This window comes from Enterococcus larvae (assembly GCF_017830045.1).
GTDB classification, from domain to species: Bacteria; Bacillota; Bacilli; order Lactobacillales; family Enterococcaceae; genus Enterococcus_L; species Enterococcus_L larvae.
In genome coordinates, this window is sequence record NZ_JAEDXU010000014.1 from 68,200 (window position 1) to 91,014 (window position 22,815).

Annotated in this window: 20 protein-coding genes and 1 pseudogene; 17 read left to right on the forward strand and 4 right to left on the reverse strand. The window is 40.4% G+C overall.

Features of this window, described 5'->3' with window-relative positions; translation table 11 throughout:
* The first annotated feature begins 54 nt into the window (after positions 1–54).
* From I6N96_RS18515 to I6N96_RS18540, 6 genes are all read left to right on the forward strand, one after another.
* Positions 55–981, forward strand: coding sequence for a phosphate/phosphite/phosphonate ABC transporter substrate-binding protein (locus tag I6N96_RS18515; protein WP_209559060.1), 927 nt, complete (start codon positions 55–57; stop codon positions 979–981).
* A gap of 67 nt (positions 982–1,048) precedes the next feature.
* Positions 1,049–1,810: a phosphonate ABC transporter ATP-binding protein gene (gene phnC, locus I6N96_RS18520; RefSeq protein WP_209559081.1), complete on the forward strand. Its 762-nt coding sequence runs from the start codon at positions 1,049–1,051 to the stop codon at positions 1,808–1,810.
* Between the two features lie 2 nt (positions 1,811–1,812).
* Positions 1,813–2,592, forward strand: coding sequence for a phosphonate ABC transporter, permease protein PhnE (gene phnE / locus I6N96_RS18525; protein ID WP_209559061.1), 780 nt, complete (start codon positions 1,813–1,815; stop codon positions 2,590–2,592).
* Entirely contained in the window at positions 2,589–3,371 is a 783-nt protein-coding gene (gene phnE / locus I6N96_RS18530) for a phosphonate ABC transporter, permease protein PhnE (RefSeq protein ID WP_209559062.1), read from the forward strand. The genes phnE (I6N96_RS18525) and phnE (I6N96_RS18530) overlap by 4 nt, the downstream gene beginning before the upstream one ends.
* A gap of 2 nt (positions 3,372–3,373) precedes the next feature.
* Positions 3,374–4,177, forward strand: coding sequence for a metallophosphoesterase family protein (locus tag I6N96_RS18535; RefSeq protein ID WP_209559082.1), 804 nt, complete (start codon positions 3,374–3,376; stop codon positions 4,175–4,177).
* A gap of 164 nt (positions 4,178–4,341) precedes the next feature.
* Positions 4,342–5,889, forward strand: coding sequence for a bifunctional metallophosphatase/5'-nucleotidase (locus I6N96_RS18540; RefSeq protein WP_209559063.1), 1,548 nt, complete (start codon positions 4,342–4,344; stop codon positions 5,887–5,889).
* Positions 5,890–6,150: 261 nt separating this feature from the next.
* On the opposite strand, the gene I6N96_RS18545 is transcribed toward I6N96_RS18540, so the two are convergent.
* On the reverse strand, positions 6,151–6,972 hold the full coding sequence (locus tag I6N96_RS18545) for a helix-turn-helix transcriptional regulator (RefSeq protein ID WP_209559064.1): 822 nt from the start codon (positions 6,970–6,972) through the stop codon (positions 6,151–6,153).
* A gap of 222 nt (positions 6,973–7,194) precedes the next feature.
* Between I6N96_RS18545 and I6N96_RS18550 the strand changes: the two genes are divergently transcribed.
* From I6N96_RS18550 to I6N96_RS18560, 3 genes are all read left to right on the forward strand, one after another.
* Entirely contained in the window at positions 7,195–8,937 is a 1,743-nt protein-coding gene (locus I6N96_RS18550; RefSeq protein WP_209559065.1) for an ABC transporter ATP-binding protein, read from the forward strand.
* Positions 8,938–10,719, forward strand: a complete 1,782-nt coding sequence (locus tag I6N96_RS18555; protein ID WP_209559066.1) for an ABC transporter ATP-binding protein — start codon at positions 8,938–8,940, stop codon at positions 10,717–10,719.
* A 358-nt stretch (positions 10,720–11,077) separates the two neighbouring features.
* Positions 11,078–11,692 carry a YitT family protein gene (locus tag I6N96_RS18560; RefSeq protein ID WP_209559067.1) on the forward strand — a complete coding sequence of 205 codons (615 nt, stop codon included), beginning with the start codon at positions 11,078–11,080 and terminating at the stop codon, positions 11,690–11,692.
* A 77-nt stretch (positions 11,693–11,769) separates the two neighbouring features.
* Here the strand turns inward: I6N96_RS18560 and I6N96_RS18565 are convergent, their stop codons facing one another.
* Positions 11,770–12,747, reverse strand: a complete 978-nt coding sequence (locus I6N96_RS18565; protein ID WP_209559068.1) for a MerR family transcriptional regulator — start codon at positions 12,745–12,747, stop codon at positions 11,770–11,772.
* 296 nt (positions 12,748–13,043) lie between these two features.
* Between I6N96_RS18565 and I6N96_RS18570 the strand changes: the two genes are divergently transcribed.
* Complete coding sequence (locus tag I6N96_RS18570; protein ID WP_209559069.1) at positions 13,044–13,619, forward strand: GrpB family protein; 576 nt, start codon at positions 13,044–13,046, stop codon at positions 13,617–13,619.
* Positions 13,620–13,922: 303 nt separating this feature from the next.
* Here the strand turns inward: I6N96_RS18570 and I6N96_RS18575 are convergent, their stop codons facing one another.
* Positions 13,923–14,726 carry an ElyC/SanA/YdcF family protein gene (locus tag I6N96_RS18575; protein WP_209559070.1) on the reverse strand — a complete coding sequence of 268 codons (804 nt, stop codon included), beginning with the start codon at positions 14,724–14,726 and terminating at the stop codon, positions 13,923–13,925.
* A gap of 374 nt (positions 14,727–15,100) precedes the next feature.
* Positions 15,101–15,334, reverse strand: a complete 234-nt coding sequence (locus I6N96_RS18580; RefSeq protein WP_209559071.1) for a hypothetical protein — start codon at positions 15,332–15,334, stop codon at positions 15,101–15,103.
* Between the two features lie 287 nt (positions 15,335–15,621).
* Here I6N96_RS18580 and I6N96_RS18585 point away from each other — a divergent pair, with 287 nt between their 5' ends.
* From I6N96_RS18585 to I6N96_RS18615, 7 genes and pseudogenes are all read left to right on the forward strand, one after another.
* Positions 15,622–16,095 carry a PTS sugar transporter subunit IIA gene (locus tag I6N96_RS18585; protein WP_209559072.1) on the forward strand — a complete coding sequence of 158 codons (474 nt, stop codon included), beginning with the start codon at positions 15,622–15,624 and terminating at the stop codon, positions 16,093–16,095.
* 12 nt (positions 16,096–16,107) lie between these two features.
* Positions 16,108–16,944 carry a rhamnulose-1-phosphate aldolase gene (gene rhaD / locus I6N96_RS18590; RefSeq protein WP_209559073.1) on the forward strand — a complete coding sequence of 279 codons (837 nt, stop codon included), beginning with the start codon at positions 16,108–16,110 and terminating at the stop codon, positions 16,942–16,944.
* A gap of 15 nt (positions 16,945–16,959) precedes the next feature.
* On the forward strand, positions 16,960–17,253 hold the full coding sequence (locus I6N96_RS18595; RefSeq protein WP_209559074.1) for a PTS sugar transporter subunit IIB: 294 nt from the start codon (positions 16,960–16,962) through the stop codon (positions 17,251–17,253).
* A gap of 15 nt (positions 17,254–17,268) precedes the next feature.
* Entirely contained in the window at positions 17,269–18,690 is a 1,422-nt protein-coding gene (locus tag I6N96_RS18600; protein WP_209559075.1) for a PTS galactitol transporter subunit IIC, read from the forward strand.
* Positions 18,690–19,736: a 2-hydroxyacid dehydrogenase gene (locus I6N96_RS18605; protein ID WP_209559076.1), complete on the forward strand. Its 1,047-nt coding sequence runs from the start codon at positions 18,690–18,692 to the stop codon at positions 19,734–19,736. Before I6N96_RS18600 ends, I6N96_RS18605 begins: the two co-directional genes overlap by 1 nt.
* A 759-nt stretch (positions 19,737–20,495) precedes the next feature.
* Positions 20,496–22,592 carry a BglG family transcription antiterminator gene (locus I6N96_RS18610; RefSeq protein ID WP_209559077.1) on the forward strand — a complete coding sequence of 699 codons (2,097 nt, stop codon included), beginning with the start codon at positions 20,496–20,498 and terminating at the stop codon, positions 22,590–22,592.
* A gap of 100 nt (positions 22,593–22,692) precedes the next feature.
* A pseudogene (locus I6N96_RS18615) lies at positions 22,693–22,815 on the forward strand (lactaldehyde reductase); the annotation flags it as partial.

Below are 22,815 nucleotides of genomic sequence, written 5' to 3' on the forward strand. Positions count from 1 at the left end.
TCCAAATTATTTAACGGTATTCATGTAGAAATTAATTTCCTAGGAGGAGAAAAGATGCAGTTCAGGCAATTGGTGAGAGGTTTTATGGGGGTTATGCTGCTGGCAGCACTAACTGGATGCGGATCAGGTGATTCAGGAAGTTCAAATGAGGCCGCTAAAGAAAAATTGGTTGTTCAGTTTGTACCAACGAATAATGATGGAACAATGGAAGCTAAAGCAAAACCATTTGCTGAATATCTCTCTAAAAAATTGGATCGTGAGGTAGAAGTGACTTTAGCGACAGACTATTCTACTATTGTTGAAGCAATGGGCTCAGGACAAGTAGACATTGGAATCATGCCTCCAGCGGCTTATGTTCAAGCAAAAGATATGGATGCAGCAGAAGCTATCCTAACTTCTCAGCTTGGTGATTACGATCAGGAGACTGGGCTGCCGTTAGAGGGAGAACTGACGAACACTTTCAAAGGGGAAATATTAGTTCGTGAAGATAGTGATTTAAATAAATTGACAGATTTGAAAGGGAAAAAAATTGCTACACTGAGTCCTAATTCAGCCAGTGGCTACATCTATCCGGTTGCAGAGTTGAAGGATGCAGGAGTCGATCCGACAACAGAAGCAACTTTGACAACTGTAAACGATATCCCTAGTGAGATAACTGCAGTATTGAATGGTCAAATGGATGCGGCTTTCGTGTTCGAAGGAGCCAGAAATGTGTTTGCTTCAAGCTTTTCTGATAATGATTTATTCAAAGATTTAAAAGTACTTTATCTTACAGAAGGCGATATTCCGAATGATGCGATTGCAGTACAGCCAGCAATGGATGACAAGCTAAAGGAAGAAATCAAAGAAGTTTTCCTTGGGATGAAGGATGATGAGGATGGCGCAGAAGCGATGTCACTATGGGGACATCAAGGGTATGAAGAAGCTGCTGATTCTGCCTATGACACCATTCGCGAATATACAGAAAAAGCAGCGGAATAAGACTTAGATGAATAAGGTTGTGACATATTTTGTCACAGCCTCATTCGCTGAAAAATGGAGAAAAATGATGATTATTTTTGATAACGTTTCGAAGGTTTATCCAAATGGAGTAAAAGGGCTTCAGAATATTAACTTGACGATCGATGATGGTGAGTTCGTTTCTATTATTGGCTTGAGTGGGGCGGGAAAGAGCACGTTGCTGCGTTCAATCAATCGTCTGGTTCCAATCACAGATGGAGAAATCCGAATAGATGGAACATCAATTACCAATGCTGATAAAAAGGAGCTGCGTTTGCTTCGTCGACAAATTGGTCTGATCTCACAAAGCTTCAATCTTGTAAAACGTAGTACCGTTCAGAAGAATGTTTTATCTGGACGCTTGGGCTATTATACAACGATAAAAAGTATTTTTGGTTTATTTACAAAAGAGGATTATCAACGAACAAAAGAAGCACTGGAAACTGTTGGATTATCAGATAAGCTTCATTCTCGTAGTGATGAGTTAAGCGGTGGTCAACAACAAAGAGTGTCAATTGCCCGAGCATTAGTTCAGCAGGCTTCGATAATTTTAGCAGATGAACCAGTGGCATCCTTAGACCCTATCACCACCCAAAAGGTCATGCAGGACTTGAAAAAAATCAATCAGACTTTGAATAAAACAGTAATCGTCAATCTCCACTCGGTATCACTTGCTCGTGAATTCTCAACGCGAGTCATAGCCCTAAAATCTGGAGAAGTAGTTTTTGACGGTGCACCTGCCGCTTTGACTGATGAGCGCTTAGAGGAGATCTATGGTAAAGCGATCTTTGAAGAAAAGGCAGGGGATTAAATGTGAAATTGAAAGATACCATTCACTTTAATTGGTACAAACAGCTGCTGATTCTGCTTATCCTATTGATTTGTTTATTCAGCAGCATCCAGATCACAAATGCAGATTTTTCTAAAGTGTTCACAAACTCAAGTCAGGTCACTGCCTTTTTATCACGCTTTGTTCATCCGGAGTTTAGCTATTTTGTAAAGCTGATCAATCCCATGATCAAAACCCTGCAAATGTCCTTATTGGGTACAACGATTGGTGTGTGTCTCGCTATACCTGTGAGCTTTCTTGCCACGACAACGATTACAGAAAATCGCTGGCTGTCAACGATTTTCCGCTTTTTTCTAGGCTTGATTCGGACGATTCCAACATTACTTTTGGCAGCACTGTTTGTAGCTGTTTTTGGGATCGGCGAAGCAACAGGGGTGTTGACGATTGCAGTTTTTACATTTGGTATGGTGTCACAGCTGATGTTTCAAGCCATTGAAACGATTGACTATGGTCCTATCGAAGCAGCAGCAGCTGTGGGAGCCACTAAGCTTCAGATTGCTGTCTGGTCGGTCGCTCCTCAAGTCATGAGCCAATTTGCTAGTTACGCATTTTATGCGTTTGAAGTGAATGTACGTGCTTCTACTGTTCTTGGTTATGTAGGTGCAGGTGGGATCGGCGTTATTTTGAACTCTTCATTAGCATTGCTAAAATATGAACGTGTGTCGATCATTATCTTGACGATTTTAGTTACTGTGACGATTGTTGATAAGTTAAGTGAACGAGTTAGGAGGTCTTTCCTATGATCCTTCGTGAGATAAGTAAAAAGACATTGGTCTTTTGGGGTTTATTGATTGTACTGCTTATTTGGTCGGCGCTGAGCATTGATTATTCCGGATTAAGTACATTTTCTCTTTCGATGGGGATGGATGTGCTGCGCGGCTTAAGTCAACCGGATTGGGGATTTTTCTATGATGGGAGCGGAGAAGATTTAGTAAGTTTACTTTTACTGACACTCGGGATTGCCTGCTTGGGAACGATGATTGCAACAGTCCTAGCATTGCCTCTAACGCTGCTAAGCGCAGTGAATCTTTGGGGAAATCATCCTTGGGTAACAAAAATAGGGAAATTTGTGTGTAATGTTTTACGGGCATTTCCAGAATTAGTTTTTGCCATTATCTTTGTTAAGGTAGTTGGACCTGGTCCTTTTGCCGGAGTTATGGCAATCGGTATCCATCAAGTAGGGATGCTGGGGAAATTGTTTACAGAAGAAATGGAAGCAATGAATGAGGACTTGGTTGAAGAAGCAGAAGCGGTCGGTGCCAATTTCTGGCAGACAGTATTTTTTGTAAGGGTTCCTTATTTAATGCCGATATACAGTTCTTTAGCATTAAACCATTTTGAAATTGCTGTTAGAAGTGCAGCAACTCTTGGGCTGGTTGGTGCAGGAGGGATCGGGGCCCCATTGATTTTTGCTATTCAAACCCGTACTTGGAGTAAGGTCAGTATTATTTTGCTTGGAGTTGTGATCACCGTGTTCATTTTGGATCAGGTGACGGGAATAATAAGAAAGAAATTGAGATGAAGATGAATTTATTGCATATATCAGATATACATTTCCGTAGAGAATATGAAGTAGGTCAAGAAGGCTACAAAGGCATGTTGGCTAAAATGGAAAATCCATTGATTCAATTGGAGCAATGCTTGCAAAAGGCGAAGCAGCAGGAAGCAATCGATCTAGTCATTATTAGCGGCGACCTAACGGAAGACGGTGAAGTAGAAGATTACCGCTTCTTAAAGGAATGGCTGCGGTCTGCTTTAGGTAATACAGATATTATCGTTACTTTAGGAAATCATGATATCAAAGAGAATTTCCGAATAGGCTGGTGTGAAGAAAGAGCATCAGATTTTCCGTATAATCAGGTGATTACTTATCCTGATTTTACTATTGTTTCTTTTGATAATTCTTCCTACGGGAAAGATGATGGAGTCGTGAGTGAGCAGCAGTTTCGTTGGCTGGAGGAAACATTAGTAAAATTGACGGATGAACCAATCATACTAGTCACTCATCATCATTTGCTGAGCCAGCAAAGCAGCATACCGAGGTGGCCCGGTACTGAACGCTTTTTGACATTGATTGACTCTTCTAACATTCTCTGTATTTTGAATGGGCATACACATCATTCATTTATAAGCAGCGTCAACGGAATACCCTATTTCACTGCAGCAAGCATGTCATTTGCCGGAGATGATCTGGGTGACGGTGTTGTAAGCTTTGAAAACCGATACGGTTATAATCTTTACTGCTTTGAACAAGGTAAAATGATACGTCAAATTTCTGAAACAAATTTTTCGAAACATGTATTGAAAATAGTTGATATGCGAAAGTAATCAAAAAAGTGCATAACAATGAATTTCTAAAGCTGCTCTATCCTGTGGTTATTGATGAAAAAGAGTAAGAGTGTAGAAAGATAGTCAAAATGAAAATCAACCTACCTGCGGGAGTGGACCAGTCAAGATATTTTGAACCAAGTACCTAAAGAGGAGAGACAGAAATGAAGCTTACTTTTTTTGAAACCAGTGATATCCACGGCTATATATCACCGACAAATTACGCTGGTGGAGAGGACTTAGGGATTGGGGCTGCAAAAGTAGCTGCTAAGCTGAAATTATTAAGGTCTCAGGCTGCTGGGCCAGTCATCACGATTGAAAATGGAGACTTCATTCAAGGCTCTCCGCTAAGCTATTATGTTGCCAAAAATCAGCACTGGTCAGCTGATTTTATAAAAGTTATCAATACAATGTCCTATGATGTTCAAGTTTTAGGTAATCATGAATTCAATTATGGTTTAGATTATTTAAAAAAGGCGATTGCAAGCTATAATGCGCCTGTTTTGGCAGCTAATATTTTGAATCAAGAGGGAGAGCCCTACTTTGGAAAAGGGTACACAATTATTGAAAAAGAAGGGATCAGAGTTGCTGTTCTAGGATTAGTGACGCAGTACATACCTTATTGGGAACAGCCGTCTGTCGTTGAAGGCATGCAATTTGAGCGTGCGGTAACCACTGCAAAAAAAATGATTCCAGAGCTTAGAAAACTTGCGGATATAGTTGTAGTAAGCTATCATGGCGGCTTTGAAAGAGATATTGAGGACGGCACACCAACTGAACAACTGACTGGGGAAAATGAAGGATATCAGCTGTTGCATGAGGTTTCCGGAATTGACGCTCTGTTTACAGGTCATCAGCATCGAGAAATCGCTGCAGTCGTCAATGGCATACCTGTTGTTCAGCCAGGTTATCGTGGGAGCTGTATTGGGGAAATTGAATTGACGATTATAGAGCAAGATGGGAAGCTAGTTGTTAGTGACGCACAAGCAAGGCTTCATCCTGTTGCAGATGTGCAAGCAGATACTCAAATTCTATCAATAGTGGCAGCGCTGGAAAGCGAGTTGGAAGAATGGTTGGATCAGCCGTTAGGAAAAGTGGAAGGTAATATGGAAATAGAAGATCCAATGCGTGCTCGTTTAATGGAACATCCATATATAGAATTTATTAACCGAGTGCAGCAGTCAGCCAGTGGGGCAGAAATTTCTGGAACAGCATTGTTTAATAATGAAGGCAAAGGCTTCAAAGACATTATTACAATGCGGGACATTATCACAAACTATATTTACCCTAATACCTTAGCTATCGTGAAAGTCAACGGAGCAGAACTGCGTGCTGCATTGGAGCAAACAGCAGGTTACCTAGCTGTAGCGAATGGCAGCATCATTTTTGATCCAAAGTATATTCAGCCGAAACCACAATACTATAATTATGATATGTATGAAGGTATCAACTATACTATCGATGTAAGTAGACCAATAGGACAGCGGATCACACGTCTTTTATTTCAAGGTAAGCCGATTGAATCGAATCAGATTTTTGATATTGTCATCAATCAATACCGTGCAGTTGGCGGTGGAAATTATTCGATGTTTAATGCCGGCAAAATCGTGCGGGAAATTCAAATCGATATGACTGAATTGATTGCTGACTATCTGAGGCTGCATCCAGTGATTCAGGCGGAAACAAACCAAAATTTTCAAGTGATCATGTAAGAAGATTTCAGAGGAAAATTTAAAAAGCAGTATAAATGAGTTAGACAGTTTTTGAATAAAGTATTGGTAGAGAGTGGGACAATAATCTGTTGCCACTCTTTTCCATACCCTAAATCCGAATAAACGGCGAGTCAGAAGTAGCTCCTACGACAATAAGCCGGAATTCAACAAAAATTTGTGAAACAATTTTCGTGAATTCCGGCTTATTGCTTGTAGCTAAACACTTCTGTCTCAGCCTCACTTTTTCATTGATGACAGCGCTTAAACTTTTGATGGTGAAATCCCGTAATATTTTTTGAATAGCTTGCTGAAATGATACGCATCTTCATAGCCAACTGTCTGGGCGATCTCTTTGATACTAGTAGCTGTTTCACTTTCCAATAAATTTTTCGCATGCTTCAAACGGATCTGAATCAGATAATTGATGGGGCTGCTTCCAGTAATTTCCTTGAAGACCTTCGATAAATAAGTAGGACTGACATAGAAGGTTGTTGCCAATTGTTCCAGTGTGATTTCTTCGGTATAACAATTTTCCATGAAATAAATCGTTTGATTGACTAGATTTTGCTTACGTTTGGCAGTATTGGACAAGGTCTGTGGAACGACTTCTTCGCGTTTTTCGCTGAGACTTCTTAAAATCAGTACCAGCATCTCGATGACCAGTGCCTTTCCCATCAGCTGAAACTCTTCTTGCCGTTCATTGAACTCTTTTGCTAATCGCCAAGCTTTTTCTAAAAATTGACTATGGTATTCTCCGAGATCGATCAGAGCCTTTTTATTTGGGAAATGGTTTCTAGGTAGTCCATCCAGGGAGATGTTACTAATGCCGATGTGCAGCTGGTGAGAATAGCTGCCTTCTGCTTGAGATTCCGAATGATAAACGCCTGGATTAAACAACATGATCCGGCCTGGACCCAATCGAATTGCGTCATCTTCAATCACGTAATCTGTTTCACCTTCCAAAATAATACTGATCTCTAAAAATTCATGGGCATGGTGCTTGGAATAATGGTCGGCGTCATTCCATGGATCAAAGGCATAAAGAATATCTGGATTGAATAGTTGAACATTTGTATAAGCCATAATAGCTCCTCCAAGTTTTATGCTAATATTGTACATCATTTTGGGTAACAATAACCATTTCATTTTGTTTCCTTGAAGACTATTCTATACTTCGAATGAGTCAACAGGCAACTTATTTATTCGTTAGGATATGTCTGGAAATCAATAACGGATATTTTAGTGATGTCGTTAGCATTTTCAGCGTTGTTCTATAAGGCTGTTGAAAAGTCAGGAGGGGAAAGAATGAATAATTATCAGTGGATCTGGCAATATGCACGGAGGTACAAAGGAAAAGCTGTTCTTGCACTTATTTTACTTTTATTGAATGCGGTATTGATTGTTGTCAACCCGCTGATCACCGGACAAATCGTCGATCAGGTCATCACACAGAAAAAGGAAACTCTATTGTTGCCGTTTCTAGGTATCATGGTGGGTATCACACTATTTCGAACAATCATTCGCTACTCTTATCAGATACTGTTTGAGCGAATCGGCCAAAATACACTATTTACGTTAAGACAGGATATGTATCAAAAGCTGCAGGAGTTGGATTTTGATTTTTTCAATCATACAAGGGTTGGGGATATTATGGCTCGAATGACAGGAGATACGGATGCAATCCGTCATTTTGTCTCATGGGTTGTCTACAATATTCTGGAGTGTGTATTGTGGTTCATCTGCGCAGTTGTCGTTATGGGCAGCATCAGTCTGCCGCTAATGCTGACGTTAGTTGCAGTCACACCATTGATTTTTATTTTGACGAAGAACATGGCTGGTAAAGCTCATCCGGTCTTTTTCGATATTCGAGAAAGCTTTTCTCGTTTGAATTCGATGGTAGAGGAGAATATTGGTGGGAATCGTGTTGTTAAAGCCTTTGCCCGTGAGGATTATGAAATCGAGAAATTTAATACACATAATGAGGATTATAAACAGCGGAATATGGCTTCAGCACAAGTATCCGGTACCTATTTGCCGTGGCTTGACGGTTTAGCAGGCAGTTTAAATGTGATTGCCTTGCTGTTGGGCGGTATATTTGTGATTCAAGGTAAGCTGACTTTAGGAGACCTGATTGCATTCAATGGATTCTTATGGATGCTGAATCAACCAATGCGAATGAGCGGTTGGCTGATCAATGATGTACAGCGTTTTTCAGCTGCCTGCATCAAGATTCGCCAGATGCTGAACACGGAGCCGCAAATCCCTGTTGAAATTCGAGAAACAGAGGAAAGAATTCAAGGCTTTGTTGAATTCAAACAGGTTTCCTTTCACTTCTCTGATGATCCAAAAACCAATGTTTTAAGTGATGTATCATTCAAGATAAAGCCGGGACAAACAATCGGGATTTTAGGAGAGACAGGCTCTGGAAAAACTACTCTGGTAAATTTGGTGGGACGCTTTTATGACCCCACAGAAGGAGTGGTACTGATCGATGGCAAAGATGCACGTTCCTATCCTGTTCGTCAGCTAAGGGAAAGTATCTCAATGGTCATGCAGGATGTTTTTCTATTTTCCAATACGATTGAAGATAATATTGCTTTTGGTAATCCGTTTGCAGAAATGGACTATATCCAACAAATGGCGGAAATTGCCGATGCCCATAATTTTATTTCCAAAATGCCGGAGGGCTATGCGACGGTTGTTGGGGAGCGTGGTGTTGGTTTATCAGGGGGGCAGAAGCAGCGGATCTCATTAGCAAGAGCACTAGCTAAAGACCCTTCGATCCTGATCTTGGATGACACGACTTCAGCAGTTGATATGGAAACAGAATCCAAAATTCAAAAGGAATTGACGAAGCTGACTGAAGCGAAAACCACCTTTATTATTGCTCATCGGATATCTTCGGTACGAGAAGCAGATCTGATTTTAATGATGGAAAAAGGGCATGTGGTTGAGCAGGGAACACATCAGGAACTGGTTGCACGAAAAGGACAGTATTATGAGGTTTATAAGAAGCAATTAGGCTTAGAGAAGCAGGAGGTGAGTTAAATGGCACGTAATCGTTTTGATGAAGATGAGACGCTGGAAGAAGAATTCAATTGGGGACACTACAAAAGGGTCGCTGCCTATATCAAGCCGTATAAACAGCCAATCGGTAAGGTATTGGCAGCAATCATCATTGCCAATGTTTTAGGGATGCTTGGCCCATATTTTACGAAGATTGCCATCGATGAGGTGCTGCCGCAGGAAAACACGTCATTACTTTGGCTGTTGAGCGGCATTTTTCTACTTTCATTATTTATCATGGGCTGGCTGCTTCGCTACCGTATCCACGCAATCACTGAAATCGGTCAGGATATTTTGAAGGATATGCGCTTTTCGATTTTTGAACATTTACAGCGACTGCCTTTTTCTTACTTTGACAATCGTCCGCATGGAAAGATTTTGATTCGAGTTGTGAATTATATCAACACATTAAGCGATTTATTGAGTAACGGGTTGATCAACCTGATTTCTGATATTTTTAATGTGATCATTACGTTGATTTTCATGTTCCTTATTGATGTGAAGCTGACGCTGTACAGCATGGCACTTCTGCCGCTGCTGTTTATAATCGTTATGGTGATCACAACAAAACAGCGCAAGGCGTATCAAGTACTCAGTAATAAGCAATCCAATCTGAATGCCTATATCCATGAAAGTATTTCCGGTATCAAAATCACTCAGTCTTTTGCCAGAGAAAAAGAAAACTTTCAGATATTCAATGATGTGAGTGAAGAGTACCGCAGCTCTTGGATGAAGGCTGTCAAAATTCAATTTCTACTTTGGCCCGGTGTGCAGAATATTGCAGTCATCACCACGTGTTTGATTTATTTTATTGGGATTCGGCAAGTAGGCGTTTCGGTCAGCACAGGGACATTGGTGGCATTTATTGGTTACATCAATAATTTCTGGAACCCTGTGATCAATATCGGAAATTTCTATAATTCCCTGATTACAGCGACTGCATACTTAGAGCGGATATTTGAGACGCTGGACGAGGTTCCTGATATTCAGGATCTGCCAAATGCTAAGGATTTGCCGATTATTTCCGGTCAAGTGGATTTTGAGCAGGTCACATTTCGTTATGAACCCGGCAAGAATATTTTGAATGATGTCAGTTTTCAAGTAACAGCAGGACAAAGCATTGCTTTAGTTGGACCTACAGGTGCCGGGAAATCAACGATCATTAATTTGTTAAGTCGTTTTTATGACGTTAATGAGGGGAGTGTAAAGGTTGATGGTCATGATGTTCGTGAGGTGACCTTAGCTTCTCTGAGAAAGCAAATGGGCGTCATGCTTCAAGATACCTTTGTTTTTTCCGGAACGATTTATGAAAATATTCGTTATGGAAAGTTGGATGCAACAGAAGAGGAGGTCATCCGAGCGGCAAAAATTGTTCGAGCCCATGAGTTCATCAAGGATTTGAAGGATGGCTATCATACGGTGGTAGAGGAACGAGGGAGCACCTTATCTGCCGGTCAACGACAGCTGATTTCATTTGCTCGTGCGTTGCTGGCAGATCCGAAAATCCTGATTCTGGATGAGGCGACTTCCAGTATTGACACGAAAACAGAAGCATTACTGCAGGAAGGGCTGCAGGAGCTGTTGAAGGATAGGACATCGTTTATCATTGCCCATCGACTGTCGACAATCAAGAACAGTTCAAAGATTTTTTATGTGGATGGCGGCCAGATCATAGAAGCCGGCACACACGATGAGTTGATGGCGCAAAAAGGGTTGTACCATCATTTGTATCAATCCCAGTATGATTTATTGCAGGTAGGGTAACTATAGAAATTGTGCCAAGCAACTATTATTCTGCTGTTTTACTTTATACACATGGAGTGATCACATAAAAGGAGAGTGGGACAATAATCTGTTGCCACTCTTTTCCATACCCTAAATCCGAATAAACGGCGAGTCAGAAGTAGCTCCTACGACAATAAGCCGGAATTCAACAAAAATTTGTGAAACAATTTTCGTGAATTCCGGCTTATTGCTTGTAGCTAAACACTTCTGTCTCAGCCTCCTTTTGGTACAAGTCAACTTTTTCGTATGCCTATGAAAAAATTGACCGTAACAATAGCCCTCTCTCTGTTAAAGTAGACAAAAAAGAAGGATTGCTTTGTAGGAAAGAAGGGGTTGAATGAAAGCTGAACTAAAAAAAATCCCGGGAATACTCGCTGGGATACTGATCATATCTATAGGATTGAATTTTTTCCTGCTTCCCCACAGTATTGCATCTGCTGGTGTTGGCTCAATTGGTTATCTTCTTGAGACATTGTTGTTTATAGACCGAAGTATTATTGTCTGGATGGTAAATCTATTCATGCTTTGTCTGGCATTTTTGTTTCTAGAAAGGGAGATGTTCTTAAAAACCCTTATCGGCAGTCTGATGTTCCCGATTGTTTTAAGTTATGTCCCCGTTTTTTCTGTCACACGCTATTTCGCTGTTGCTTTGATCATCGGCAGCTTTATGTTTAGCCTAGGGATATTTGTCCTTTATCAGATTGGGGCTTCAAATGGAGGGGTCACTGTTCCACCGCTCATATTTGATCGGCATTTTGGTATGGACCGTGCCACAGGTGTCTTTTTGACAAATCTTGTGATCATCCTATTAAATCTGATTGTTTTTGGCTTTCAGGAAGCGTTGATTTCGGCTATCTCGATTTATCTTATTGCATTTTTCATGAAAAAAATGATGCAGTTTCAAAATGAGGGAGCCTTGAAAAAGAATGTAGTAAAGGATTCATCTGATTAGAAAGAATTAAAAAGAAATAGCGGCAATCTTGTTTAATGACCTTGCCGACTATTTCTTTTCTTATTTGTTCTTATTTTCTATGGTGTCTCTCTTTTTCTACGTACGGGAATCATGAGGTCCATCTGCGGAAATTCAGAGTCACCGTTTTCGAAATACGTATAAGCGTTCAAATGTTCTTCCAAGGAATCAAACATATTTTCAGGGTTGCCGTTGCCGCGGTATTCGTAGCGGGGACTTTCACTAACCCATTGCTCTAACAGCCCCCATTCTTGAAAATTCCCCATAGTGATGCTATGGGCGGCGTACTCGCCTCCGTTGAACTGTTTTTTCTTTAATGGTGCTGGAATCTCCATATCCTCAGGAATCGTGACCCAAAATTCATAGCCGTAGGTTGGCTTTTTTTCTGAAGGATTTGGATGATTAAATCCGAACACCCGTATATCCGACATGAGTTCCCATAGCTTGTTTTGTTGAACGAAGTCCTTTATCTGGTCGAAAGCGTGCTGTTCCGGATCTGGCCCGATAAAATGAGCGGCGGCTACGCTGTATGCCGGGACATGGATGACCCTGGGTTCGATTTTTTTCAATTGTGCGGCGGCTTGGTTTACATTTGTCATGTTGATTTCCTCCTTTAAAGTTGTGTTAGGTATAGGAAGATCAGTGATCAATGACTGTAATACCTCATCCTTCATATTCAATTCAGGTAAGGCAGCACTTTTGAAAACAGTAATTAGTTGTTCATAGGCTTTACGCAGTACGGTATATGCGGAAACTTCTTGATCGATCGAATAAATATGCTGTTCAAAAATTTCGATTGCCTGCTGAGCATCTGAGCTGTTCAGTATCATACCGATTTCTTTTAGTGACAATCTCAGCTTTCGCAAAAAAAGAATTTTTTGGATTCGATCTGTATTTTCTATATCATAGACGCGGTAGGCATATCCAGATAAACGTGTACTTTGAATCAGCCCCAGCTTTTCGTAATACCGCAGCATGCGAGGTGTTACTTCGTAATTCTTTGCTACCTCACTAATTGTTTTCACTTGGTTTGTCATCACTTGATTCCTCCTAAACATATAATCCCTGCTAAAGAAAAAGGTGTATAAAAGCCATTTTTGTCTGTACAGAAAAAATAGCTTTAGAGCGTATTCTCCAGCCTGAGTTATATACACAGCTTAAAGGCGGACACCGTGTCGCTGTCAAGGCGCCGTCCAATAAATTTTGTATTGATTTAGACAAATGTATCATAGCATATCTTTAGCTACTTGATAATGGGCGTTCATTGGAAGAAGATACAATATATTCTAAAAGAGGTAGGGGTGCTATACTTGAGGAGAAGGTAGGTGAGGATATGGGAAAAGAATTAAATGAAATGACACTAGATGAGCTATGGCAGCTATTTCCGATTTCTCTGGTGGGGCAAAAAGAAGAGTGGCAGCAGTGGTACAAGGAGATAAAACAGGAGTTGAAAGAACAGATCCCTGATAAAGCAATCTATTCTGTCAATCATATTGGAAGCACAGCGATAAATGGGATTCAGGCAAAAAATATTGTGGATGTGCTGGTTGAGCTAACACCTGAAACGGATCTATCAATGATCGCTAAAAAGCTTTCGGCTCATGAATATATGATCATGTCTACTGAAGGGAACCGAGTATCTCTGAATAAGGGGTATACCAAAAACGGTTTTGCAAAGAAGGTCTACCACATTCATCTTAGACATGCAGGGGATAAAGACGAAGTCCTGTTTCGAGATTTTCTCAATGCACATCCTGAAATCGCAGCAGAATATGAAGCGTTGAAAATTGAGTTGAGTAAGAAATTCAAACATGATCGAGATGCTTACACGGATGCTAAAGGAGATTTTGTAAAGAAATGGACAGCTATTGCAAGAAAGAAAGGAAGCAAGAAGCCGCAAGTTCGATAAAGCGGCAATAGTCAGAGCCATTCATTAAAGAGAATGGCTCTGACTTCTATATTGAATCATATTTTATTATTCAGACATTCGTGAGAAAAGAAGGATTCATTTTTTTGAATCGTTGATTCCATCGCGTACGGCTAAACGAACAACAAAATAAAGAATACAAAATCCGATGGCCATATAGATAAGTGAAAAAATAAGAGACATACTATCACACTCCTTTTTAACGTATTATAGTCATAGTAGACAGTTAGTGACTGAAAGATATAGATCGATATAGTAGAAAATTCCCCAAACCGGAATAGTTACTCAGCCATTCATATCTGCGGAAGAAAATGCCGGATTTGCCACACGAACAGCATCAGGAAAGGCTTGCTTCAGCTCTAAGAAGGCACGGGAAACGTCTTTTGGTATATCTACATGAGCAAGATAGCCTGAACCATTTGGGCCATAACCGTGTTTGTCATCTGTGAGTCTGGGAATTTCACCCATAAGTAAAGAAATATAACGGTTGATTGGCCACATGCCCTTGATATTCTCTGTATAAATCAATTTGCCTGCATCACTTTGAATCGTTGCTTTGTACGCAGCGTAGTTGATAATTGTAGCGTCAGCAGCAAATTTTCTTAAGGTTGCGTCCATACGAAGCTGCATTGCTGCGTCCTGTATGAGAATGATTGAACTGAAAGGAATGGCTTCGTTTTTCAATAATTCAAGAAGATAAGTGATATTGTTGCCGCAATTTGTGGATTTGGTTTCTAGATAATCTGCTTGGAAGCCGTAGAGTAATTTCAGGTATTCATTGAAGAGCTCTGCCTCTGACAGCTGATCAACAGGTAAAGCATTAGGTAAATGTTTCTGTATTTCCTTTCGTAGACCATCAGTGGTATGACCATATCCGCCGACAATGATATATTTCTTTGCAAGATTGTTTTTCATGGCTTTAGCCATTACATCACCACCGGAAATGATACTGCCTCCAAAGAGCACAAGGACATCTGCTTGATCAATACTGTAGTTTTTTTGGAGTTGGTTCTTTTCCAACACTGCAATATCTCTTTTTCCACAAAAGGTACTTAGTATATTGAGATTTTCTTCAGTTGATTTATTCATGATGGTTCACCGATTCCTTTGTTAGATTCTATAGCAATAGTAGCAGTTTTCAGTAAGAAAAGGCAAGAAGGAGAGAGGAAGAATGCGTAAACGTGGGAACAGAAAGAATTGGGGGAAGAAGGTAACGGTAAGAAAGCGTTTTCTGTTTGTTTTGACTCTATTTTTTGAAAGAAAAGCATAGAATTTGAGCAAAAAGTGTTGACAAAAAATCTGATTCTGATATTATAAATATACCAACAACAACCTTTTTATTTTTCATATTACTCTTTTGAGTAATACTCCTTTTAACTATCTCTGCAAAGAGATAGTTTTTTTATTTCAATTATAAAAGCGATAAAAATCAAACCATTGATTTTTATCGCTTTTTTGTCTAATTATTGAATGTCTTTCAATCCTTCTTTTAGGCTATGTTTTCCTGATTTGAAGGATTGCTTTAGAGAATTCTTCAAATCTTTGCCTTCCTCTTTTATTTCCTGCATGGCTTCGCTTATTTCCTGCCTAGCTTCCTCTTGCCAATTTGCCGGTCGTGTCACATGAGTCACTCCTGCAAGGCAAATCAATCCCACTAATGCAATTCCCCAAAAAAATCGATCTTTTGTCCGTTTCATTCTAATTTCCTCCAGTTCTTTTTATCAATATCTTCACTATTTATTCTATAGAAGCATCGTATCGCTTTCATCCATCTACAGCCCTAAGTTGTTACTTAAATATCTAAGCCTTTAGTCGCAAACCCAAGCATATGAATAATAGCTGGAAAGTAAGAAGAAACTGACGGATAACGGACATGAGCCAAATCAATAGAGGAAAAAAAATAAAAATTGTGATGAAAGCGATAACATTTCGACGAAGAACTTTTATATACTATGACTAACAAAGGAAGAAGGGAGGGACAAGGATGACGATCGATGAGTATTTTAGTGAGGATCTAGCGGATATCATTGAGGTGGAAGGTGGTCAGGACGAATTTTTTTCTTATATCTTTCAGAAATTGAAGCAAAAGGGCTATGTGAAAGAAAGTTTTTTCACCGCATTGAAGGAGCGGGAAAAGGAGTATCCAACCGGACTGAAAACACATTTTATGGGAGTCGCAATTCCCCACACAGATCCTCAGCATATAAAGAAACCATTCATCTTTATTACGAAGCTGAAGAAACCCATCAGATTTGGGCAAATGGGTTCAGTGGACGAACAGGTTGAGGTTCATTACAGCTTTGTTTTGGGGTTTGATAAAGGAGAACAGCAATTGGTTTTACTTCAAAATCTAATGGCCATGTTTTCTGACGAAGAAATAATGAATCGATTATCTGAGGATGTTTCGGAAAAAGAAATGTATGCAATTGTTAAGCAATACTATATTGATAAAGGATAGGAGTTTTTACTGATGGGAAAGATTCACAATATTTATGAGGCACCTTTCATCAAAGAAATGTGTGAAGCAACAAGAAATCTATGGAATAATGGTTGGGCGGAGCGAAACGGAGGGAATATCAGTTATCGCTTGGATGAAGCAGAGGTTCAGTTTTATCTTGATACAGATAGAGTATTGGATGAAGTAGAACTGGGATTTGAAATACCTGAGCTGGCAGAAATGATTTTTTTAGTTTCCGGTTCTGGAAAATATTTCAAAAATGTATGGCAGAATCCTGCAGATAATCTGGTTATCTTGAAAGTAGATGCACAAGGGAAAAAGTATCAGATTCTTTGGGGATTGGAAACTGGCGGAGTACCAACAAGCGAGTTAGCTTCTCATCTGAAGTGTCATGCAGTGAGACTGAGACAGGACCTGGAGCATCGTGTGATTCTTCATACCCATTCAATCGCCATCTCTGCAATGACTTTTGTCCATGATCTGGATGAGGATAAATTTACAAAATCACTGTGGGAAATGATTACAGAATGCTTAGTTGTTTTTCCTGATGGGGTTGCTGTCCTACCTTGGATGGTTGCCGGAACGGTAGAGCTTGGGGAAGCCTCTGCTGAAAAAATGGAAAGTTCACGTATCGTTGTATGGCCGCATCATGGTATCATGGGCGCGGGTCAATCGATGGATGATGCATTTGGGTTAGTTGAGACAGCTGAAAAAGCCGCAGATATTTATATGCGTGCAATTTCTGCGCCAGGCGGCATTATTCAAAAAATCACGGATCAACAGCTTTGGGATTTAGCCGATCGTTTTGGCGTCGTACCAAAAACCGGCATATTAGCACCTAGAAAATAGACAGGAGGAAATAGGATGAAACGAGTGAATGTTATTTCAGTATGTGGATCAGGTACAGTGACCAGCTCCATGGTTGCTGGAAAGGTCAAGGATTTCTTGGAGGAAAATGGCTATAGAGCGAAGACTGTAGAAGTCAATCCTGGAGGAGTAGAAGGAGAGTTGGCTTCCGGACAGTGGGATTTGATCGTTCACACTAGTCCATTGAAAGGGAAATATGATGTTCCCACAATCAACTCTGTTGGCTTGTTGACTGGTATGGAGGAAGATGAGTTTTATGAAGAGCTGCTGGCAACGGTGAAAACATTATAAAAGGGGGAGGAAATCTTGTTAGAACTATTATCAAGTATCATGGAGGCATTTGGAGCGGCAATCGTCGTTCCAGTCATTATTTTCTTTATTGCACTGATCATGAAGGTAAAGCCTAAAAAGGCGTTTACCGCAGCGCTTAATGCAGGGATCGGTTTGACAGGCTTCAATATGATCATCGGGGCGTACTCGCCAATTGTTACGCCGGTTGTTCAACGAATGGTGGAGGAAACAGGTGTAAATCTTCGTATCCTCGATACTGGTTGGCAGGCAACAAGTGTTGTGGCGTATTCTACACAGGTTGGGATGATTTTCTTAGGCTTGGGCTTGCTGCTTCAATTGATTCTTTTTGTTCTGAAGTACACCAACATATTTATGCCGTCTGACTTGTGGAATAATTTCTCATTTATGCTCTGGGGATCCATGTTGTATATTGCGACAGGCAACTTATGGCTGGCAATCGGTCTCATGGTATTATCCAATCTATACAGCTTAGTCTTTTCTGAAATCGTAGCGAAGAGATGGTCAACATATTACGGCTATCCAAAATGTACAATGACAGCACCTCATCATATCTGTTCAGTTCCTTTAGCAATAGGTATGGACTGGGTATTGACAAAGCTAGGTGCAAACAAAGTCCAGTGGAATCCTGAAAAAATACAAGATAAGCTAGGCTTTTTGGGAGAACCAACTTCTCTTGGTTTCATGCTGGGGCTGTTGTTGGGATTTGCCGGAAACTTCATGCGATTGGATACGATGGAAGGTTGGGGTGAAATCGTTACTGTAGGTATTGCAACTGCAGCAATCATGGCAATATTTCCGAAAATTGCCGGAATCTTTGCTTCGGCATTTACAACAATCACTGACGCATCAAAACGAACAGCTAAATCAGGCGGCAAAGACCGTGTTTGGTATTTGGCCATCAATGATGCGGCTGGTTACGGTGAAACAGCGACATTGCTTACTGGTATGCTGCTGATGCCTATCATCTTAGTGTTGGCGATCATCCTTCCGGGGAATGAAACCTTGCCAATGGTGGATTTGATAGCGATTCCATATATGATAGAATTGATTATCTGTATTTCAAACGGAAATATTTTTAAATCACTTATCTCAGGGACGATCTGGTGCGTTGGCGGTCTGTATATGATTACAGCAGTTGCGCCGATCTTTACAGAAGTGGCGTTGGATGTCGGAGTAAATCTTCCAGAAGGCGCATTGCTTATTTGCAGCTTTGCAGTAATGACGAACCATATCATGGGCGGTTTATTCTTGATATTCATGACTCAAAACCCGCTTTGGATTGGTCTATCTATCGTGGCTTATATCGCGATGTATATCTTTGTGAGAACACGTAGAGAAGCTATCCATAACTATCTGGAAAGACAGGCGGAATTGGAAGCAAATGCGCAAATGACATTGGAAGAGGGGACAGTGTGATGGTAAAAGTAGTCGTTGTCGGTGATCGTCTGGTAAGCAGTGAAACACTGAAGGAAGCAGCACAACAGCTGGATTTGGGAGCTGACATTGAAGTAGTGGAATTTAACTGGCATGCAGAGTTGACGAAAGACCAGTTTCAGGAAAAAATCTTACTGATTGAAAAGGGCGGACCGGAAGCTGTTAATATACCTGATGGTGTTGTTCACGCAATGAGGGATGCCGATTATCTGTTAGTCCACATTGCACCAGTCTCAAAAGAAATGCTGGAAAATGCACCGAACCTGAAATTGATTGGCACCTGTCGTGGTGGTCTGGAGCATGTTGCTGTTGAGACAGTGAAGGAAAAAAATATCCCACTGCTGCATGTGATACGAAATGCAGAACCAGTTGCTGATTTTACTGTAGGTTTGATTTATGCAGAAACAAGGAACATCGCCAGAGGACATAAGGATGCAATGGCAGGGAAGTGGACAAAAGCATTTCCCAACGATCCATATAAAACAACCATCAGTAATTTGAAGGTTGGTCTGATTGGCTTGGGGTATATTGGTAAGCTGGTAGTTAAGCGACTGAATGCATTAGGAGTAGAGGTCATAGCCTATGATCCATTTATCGATCAGGAAAAAATTAGAAAAGAAGGACTATCTGTAGCCTTCAAAGAGCTGGAGGAAGTATTTTCAGAGGCAGATGTGATTTCCCTTCATATGCGGGTCACACCTGAAACGACAAATATGGTTAGTGACCATCTGTTATCGTTGATGAAGCCCAGTGCTTACTTGATCAACACAGCAAGAGCAGCGGTATTAGATAAAAACGCACTGATCAGCGCTCTGAAGGACAAAAGAATTGCCGGTGCCGCCTTAGATGTAATATGGAAGGAACCAATCGAAAAGACTGATCCTTTATTACAGCTTGATAATGTGACTCTCACCCCACATATAGCTGGCGACACAATCGATGCGATCCCTAAATCTCCTTACTTATTACGAGATGTGATCAATGCGTATTTTAAACTTGGCATAAGTGATATGCTGATTAAATTATAACGAAATCAGACAGAAAAAGAAAGAATCTTATGACTTTCGGCAAAATAAAAAATTGAAGAAACTGAAAAGTTACCTAAAAAGTTTCCCAAAAGAGAAGCAGCAGACCATTAGCTTTTTCAAATAATGCAAGAATGTGGAAAGATGCTCCTACGGTTAAGGATAAAAAGGAAGCCATAAATACTAGGGAATTGGCTATCGGACCACCAAAATGAAGGAATGGGTAGCAACGCTCTCGTAGGTCGCCTTGTATCATGCCACATCAGCTCTGCGAAAGCAGTCGCTGTGTGTTATGACAAAATCACTTGAACATTTGCATCAAAAGAGAAAAGGAGAGCCTCTACTCTGGTGTAAAAAGAACCTAGAGTAGAGGACATCGGACCATCGAAATAAGGCAAATGTAAGATTACTCGAGCATTTGCATCAAAGAATAAAAGGAGAGCCACTACTCTGGTGTAAAAAAGAACCTAGAGTAGAGGACATCGGACCACCGAATAAGGCAAATGTAAGATTACTCGAGCATTTGCATCAAAGAATAAAAGGAGAGCCACTACTCTGGTGTAAAAAAGAACCTAGAGTAGAGGACATCGGACCACCGAATAGGGCAAATGTAAGATTACTCGAGCATTTGCATCAAAGAAAAAAAGGAGAGCCACTACTCTGGTGTAAAAAAGAACCTAGAGTAGAGGACATCGGACCACCGAATAGGGCAAATGTAAGATTACTCGAGCATTTGCATCAAAGAATAAAAGGAGAGCGAATATGGATTCAATGATGAAGCAAATAATCGAGCTGGTGCTGCAGGATTCAAACCTTTCTTCTCAGCGTTTGATGGATGAGCTGAGTTTGAGTAAAAGCCAGTTGAATTATCGAATGAAAAAGATCAATGACTATTTGATTGAGAAGAAACTGCCGTCGATAAAAAAAGAAAATCATTGCTACCTCTTAACAGTCGATCGTGAGCAAAAACGATTTCTTTTAGAAACTGATTCATCATTGATCCATCTTCAAAGTGATGAACGACAATGCTACATCATTCTCCTGATCATCTTATATGAGCAGCAGACTTTAGGGAGTCTGGCAGAGAAGCTGGGAGTCAGTCGGAATACTATTTTAGCTGATATGAAGCTAGTCAATAAGCGGTTAACTGATCATTCTCTGAGTATGAAATCCACCAGAGCAAGAGGCTATTTCTTAGTCGGTCAGGAGCTGGATATTCGAAAAATATGGCTCTATCTGCTGAAAAAAGAAATTGAAAAAGATTTTTCACTAGTTGTTTTCAAAGAACTCCTGTCGATAGAACCAACATTGCTGGAAAGTATCTATCAGAGAATCGAGCAGCTTGAAAATGAACTTCAGCTATTTTTTTCAGAGGTAAAAATAGCTTACCTCAGCATGATCATTTACCTATCGATCAAGCGATTTTCACTGGAGGAGTCGATTGCTACCGCAGCTATCGATCATTATGGAAAACTATTGAACCAACAAACCTACAGTGTTGTTGCAGCATTGTTTATTGATTTTTATGAAGGAAGTCGTCTTGAAGATGATGAACAGGAATTGCGTTTTATTACAATGCATATTTTGAGTATCAATGTCGTCAAACGAACATCATTTCGGCAGAATGTCGAGCTTCAGCAGGCAATCGTCAGCAGTATTGAACGGTTTGAAAAATCCAGCATTACTTTTTTTGAGAATAAAAAGGAATTATGCGCTATTCTCTATCAACATATTATTCCTGCAAGCTATCGGATACGCTTTGGTGTTCCAGATGAAAATGAGCTTTTCCATTCGCTTCAACAGGAATATCAGGAATTTTATTCTATCGTGAAAAAGGCTGTGCAGCCGATTGAACAGACATTAATGATTGAGTTCATTGATGAAGAGCTGGCATATTTATTGATTATCTTCCTTGGGTTTTTAAAAGGGGATAAGTTTCAGGAACAGGAGAAGAAAACGGCAATCGTTGTCTGTATGCATGGTGTTTCTGTTTCACGGCTCTTGCTGGAAAATTTGAAGGAGCTGCTGCCTGAAATTTACTTTACGCGCTATATGTCTCTGCGGGAATTCTATGAGGTAAATCCAAAGGTTGATATTATTTTTTCAACAGTTGGTGTAGATACAGACATCCCTTCCTTTTTTATCAAGCACTTCTTGACGGAAGAGGAGAAGCAGCAGCTGAAATACAAAGTAGAACGTGAGGTTTTTGGTCGCCAGCCTTATATTGGCGCAGATGATCAGGTAAGCATGGAGAAAATCATATCAGTTATTGAAAAGCATGCTACGATCCACTCCAAACAATTATTAAGAGAAGAGCTTGATCAATTGTTGTTTTCAGTTGAGAAGGAGCTGCCGCGCAGTGCAAGACTATTCAAAGAACGTTGGGGCTTGCTTGAGCTTTTACCACCACAGAATATCCAAATTTATGATAAACCGCTTTCCTTTGAGGAGGCTATTCGCCTGTGTGGCAAGCCATTGATCCAGAACGGTTTCATCAATGAAAAATATGTTGAAACGATCATTCAAAATTATGATCCCGACTATCCTTATTTTGTGATTGCTCCGGAGGTTGCGATTCCTCATGCAGCACCAGAGGATGGCGTGAAACGATTGGGAATGTCTCTCTTACGAGTAAAATACCCGATTCCATTTTCTAACAAGCTATCTGTACGCGTATTGGTCATGATTGCACCCAAAGATAAAAAGAGCCACTTAAATGCAGTGACGGCTTTGTATAATTTGGTGAATGATCGAGCATTTAGGGAACAGGTACTTTCTGCTAAATATGAGCAGGAATTGCACGAATTATTTTGTAAGGCAGCTGCCAAAAATGAAGCAGAAGCCTTCCTGACGAGGTAACTGATTTTCCAGTCAATAGGGATAAGCTATTTCGCTGATTTATCTTAGAAGAAAGCAAACGAGTTTAACGAACAAGCTGATAGAAGAGAGGAGTATGACTATGGCAAACAGAATGGTATTGAACGAAACATCGTATTTCGGTAAAGGTGCAATCAAGGAGATTGCCGGAGAGTTTCAAAAACGCAGGTTCAAAAAGGCAATCGTCATCACTGACAAGGATTTG

Coding starts and splice junctions, on each gene's coding strand:
- I6N96_RS18515 (WP_209559060.1), top strand. CDS start 55: ATGCAGTTCAGGCAATTGGTGAGAGGTTTTATGGGGGTTATGCTGCTG.
- phnC (WP_209559081.1), top strand. CDS start 1,049: ATGATTATTTTTGATAACGTTTCGAAGGTTTATCCAAATGGAGTAAAA.
- phnE (WP_209559062.1), top strand. CDS start 2,589: ATGATCCTTCGTGAGATAAGTAAAAAGACATTGGTCTTTTGGGGTTTA.
- I6N96_RS18535 (WP_209559082.1), top strand. CDS start 3,374: ATGAATTTATTGCATATATCAGATATACATTTCCGTAGAGAATATGAA.
- I6N96_RS18540 (WP_209559063.1), top strand. CDS start 4,342: ATGAAGCTTACTTTTTTTGAAACCAGTGATATCCACGGCTATATATCA.
- I6N96_RS18545 (WP_209559064.1), bottom strand. CDS start 6,972: ATGGCTTATACAAATGTTCAACTATTCAATCCAGATATTCTTTATGCC.
- I6N96_RS18550 (WP_209559065.1), top strand. CDS start 7,195: ATGAATAATTATCAGTGGATCTGGCAATATGCACGGAGGTACAAAGGA.
- I6N96_RS18555 (WP_209559066.1), top strand. CDS start 8,938: ATGGCACGTAATCGTTTTGATGAAGATGAGACGCTGGAAGAAGAATTC.
- I6N96_RS18560 (WP_209559067.1), top strand. CDS start 11,078: ATGAAAGCTGAACTAAAAAAAATCCCGGGAATACTCGCTGGGATACTG.
- I6N96_RS18565 (WP_209559068.1), bottom strand. CDS start 12,747: ATGACAAACCAAGTGAAAACAATTAGTGAGGTAGCAAAGAATTACGAA.
- I6N96_RS18570 (WP_209559069.1), top strand. CDS start 13,044: ATGGGAAAAGAATTAAATGAAATGACACTAGATGAGCTATGGCAGCTA.
- I6N96_RS18575 (WP_209559070.1), bottom strand. CDS start 14,726: ATGAATAAATCAACTGAAGAAAATCTCAATATACTAAGTACCTTTTGT.
- I6N96_RS18580 (WP_209559071.1), bottom strand. CDS start 15,334: ATGAAACGGACAAAAGATCGATTTTTTTGGGGAATTGCATTAGTGGGA.
- I6N96_RS18585 (WP_209559072.1), top strand. CDS start 15,622: ATGACGATCGATGAGTATTTTAGTGAGGATCTAGCGGATATCATTGAG.
- rhaD (WP_209559073.1), top strand. CDS start 16,108: ATGGGAAAGATTCACAATATTTATGAGGCACCTTTCATCAAAGAAATG.
- I6N96_RS18595 (WP_209559074.1), top strand. CDS start 16,960: ATGAAACGAGTGAATGTTATTTCAGTATGTGGATCAGGTACAGTGACC.
- I6N96_RS18605 (WP_209559076.1), top strand. CDS start 18,690: ATGGTAAAAGTAGTCGTTGTCGGTGATCGTCTGGTAAGCAGTGAAACA.
- I6N96_RS18610 (WP_209559077.1), top strand. CDS start 20,496: ATGGATTCAATGATGAAGCAAATAATCGAGCTGGTGCTGCAGGATTCA.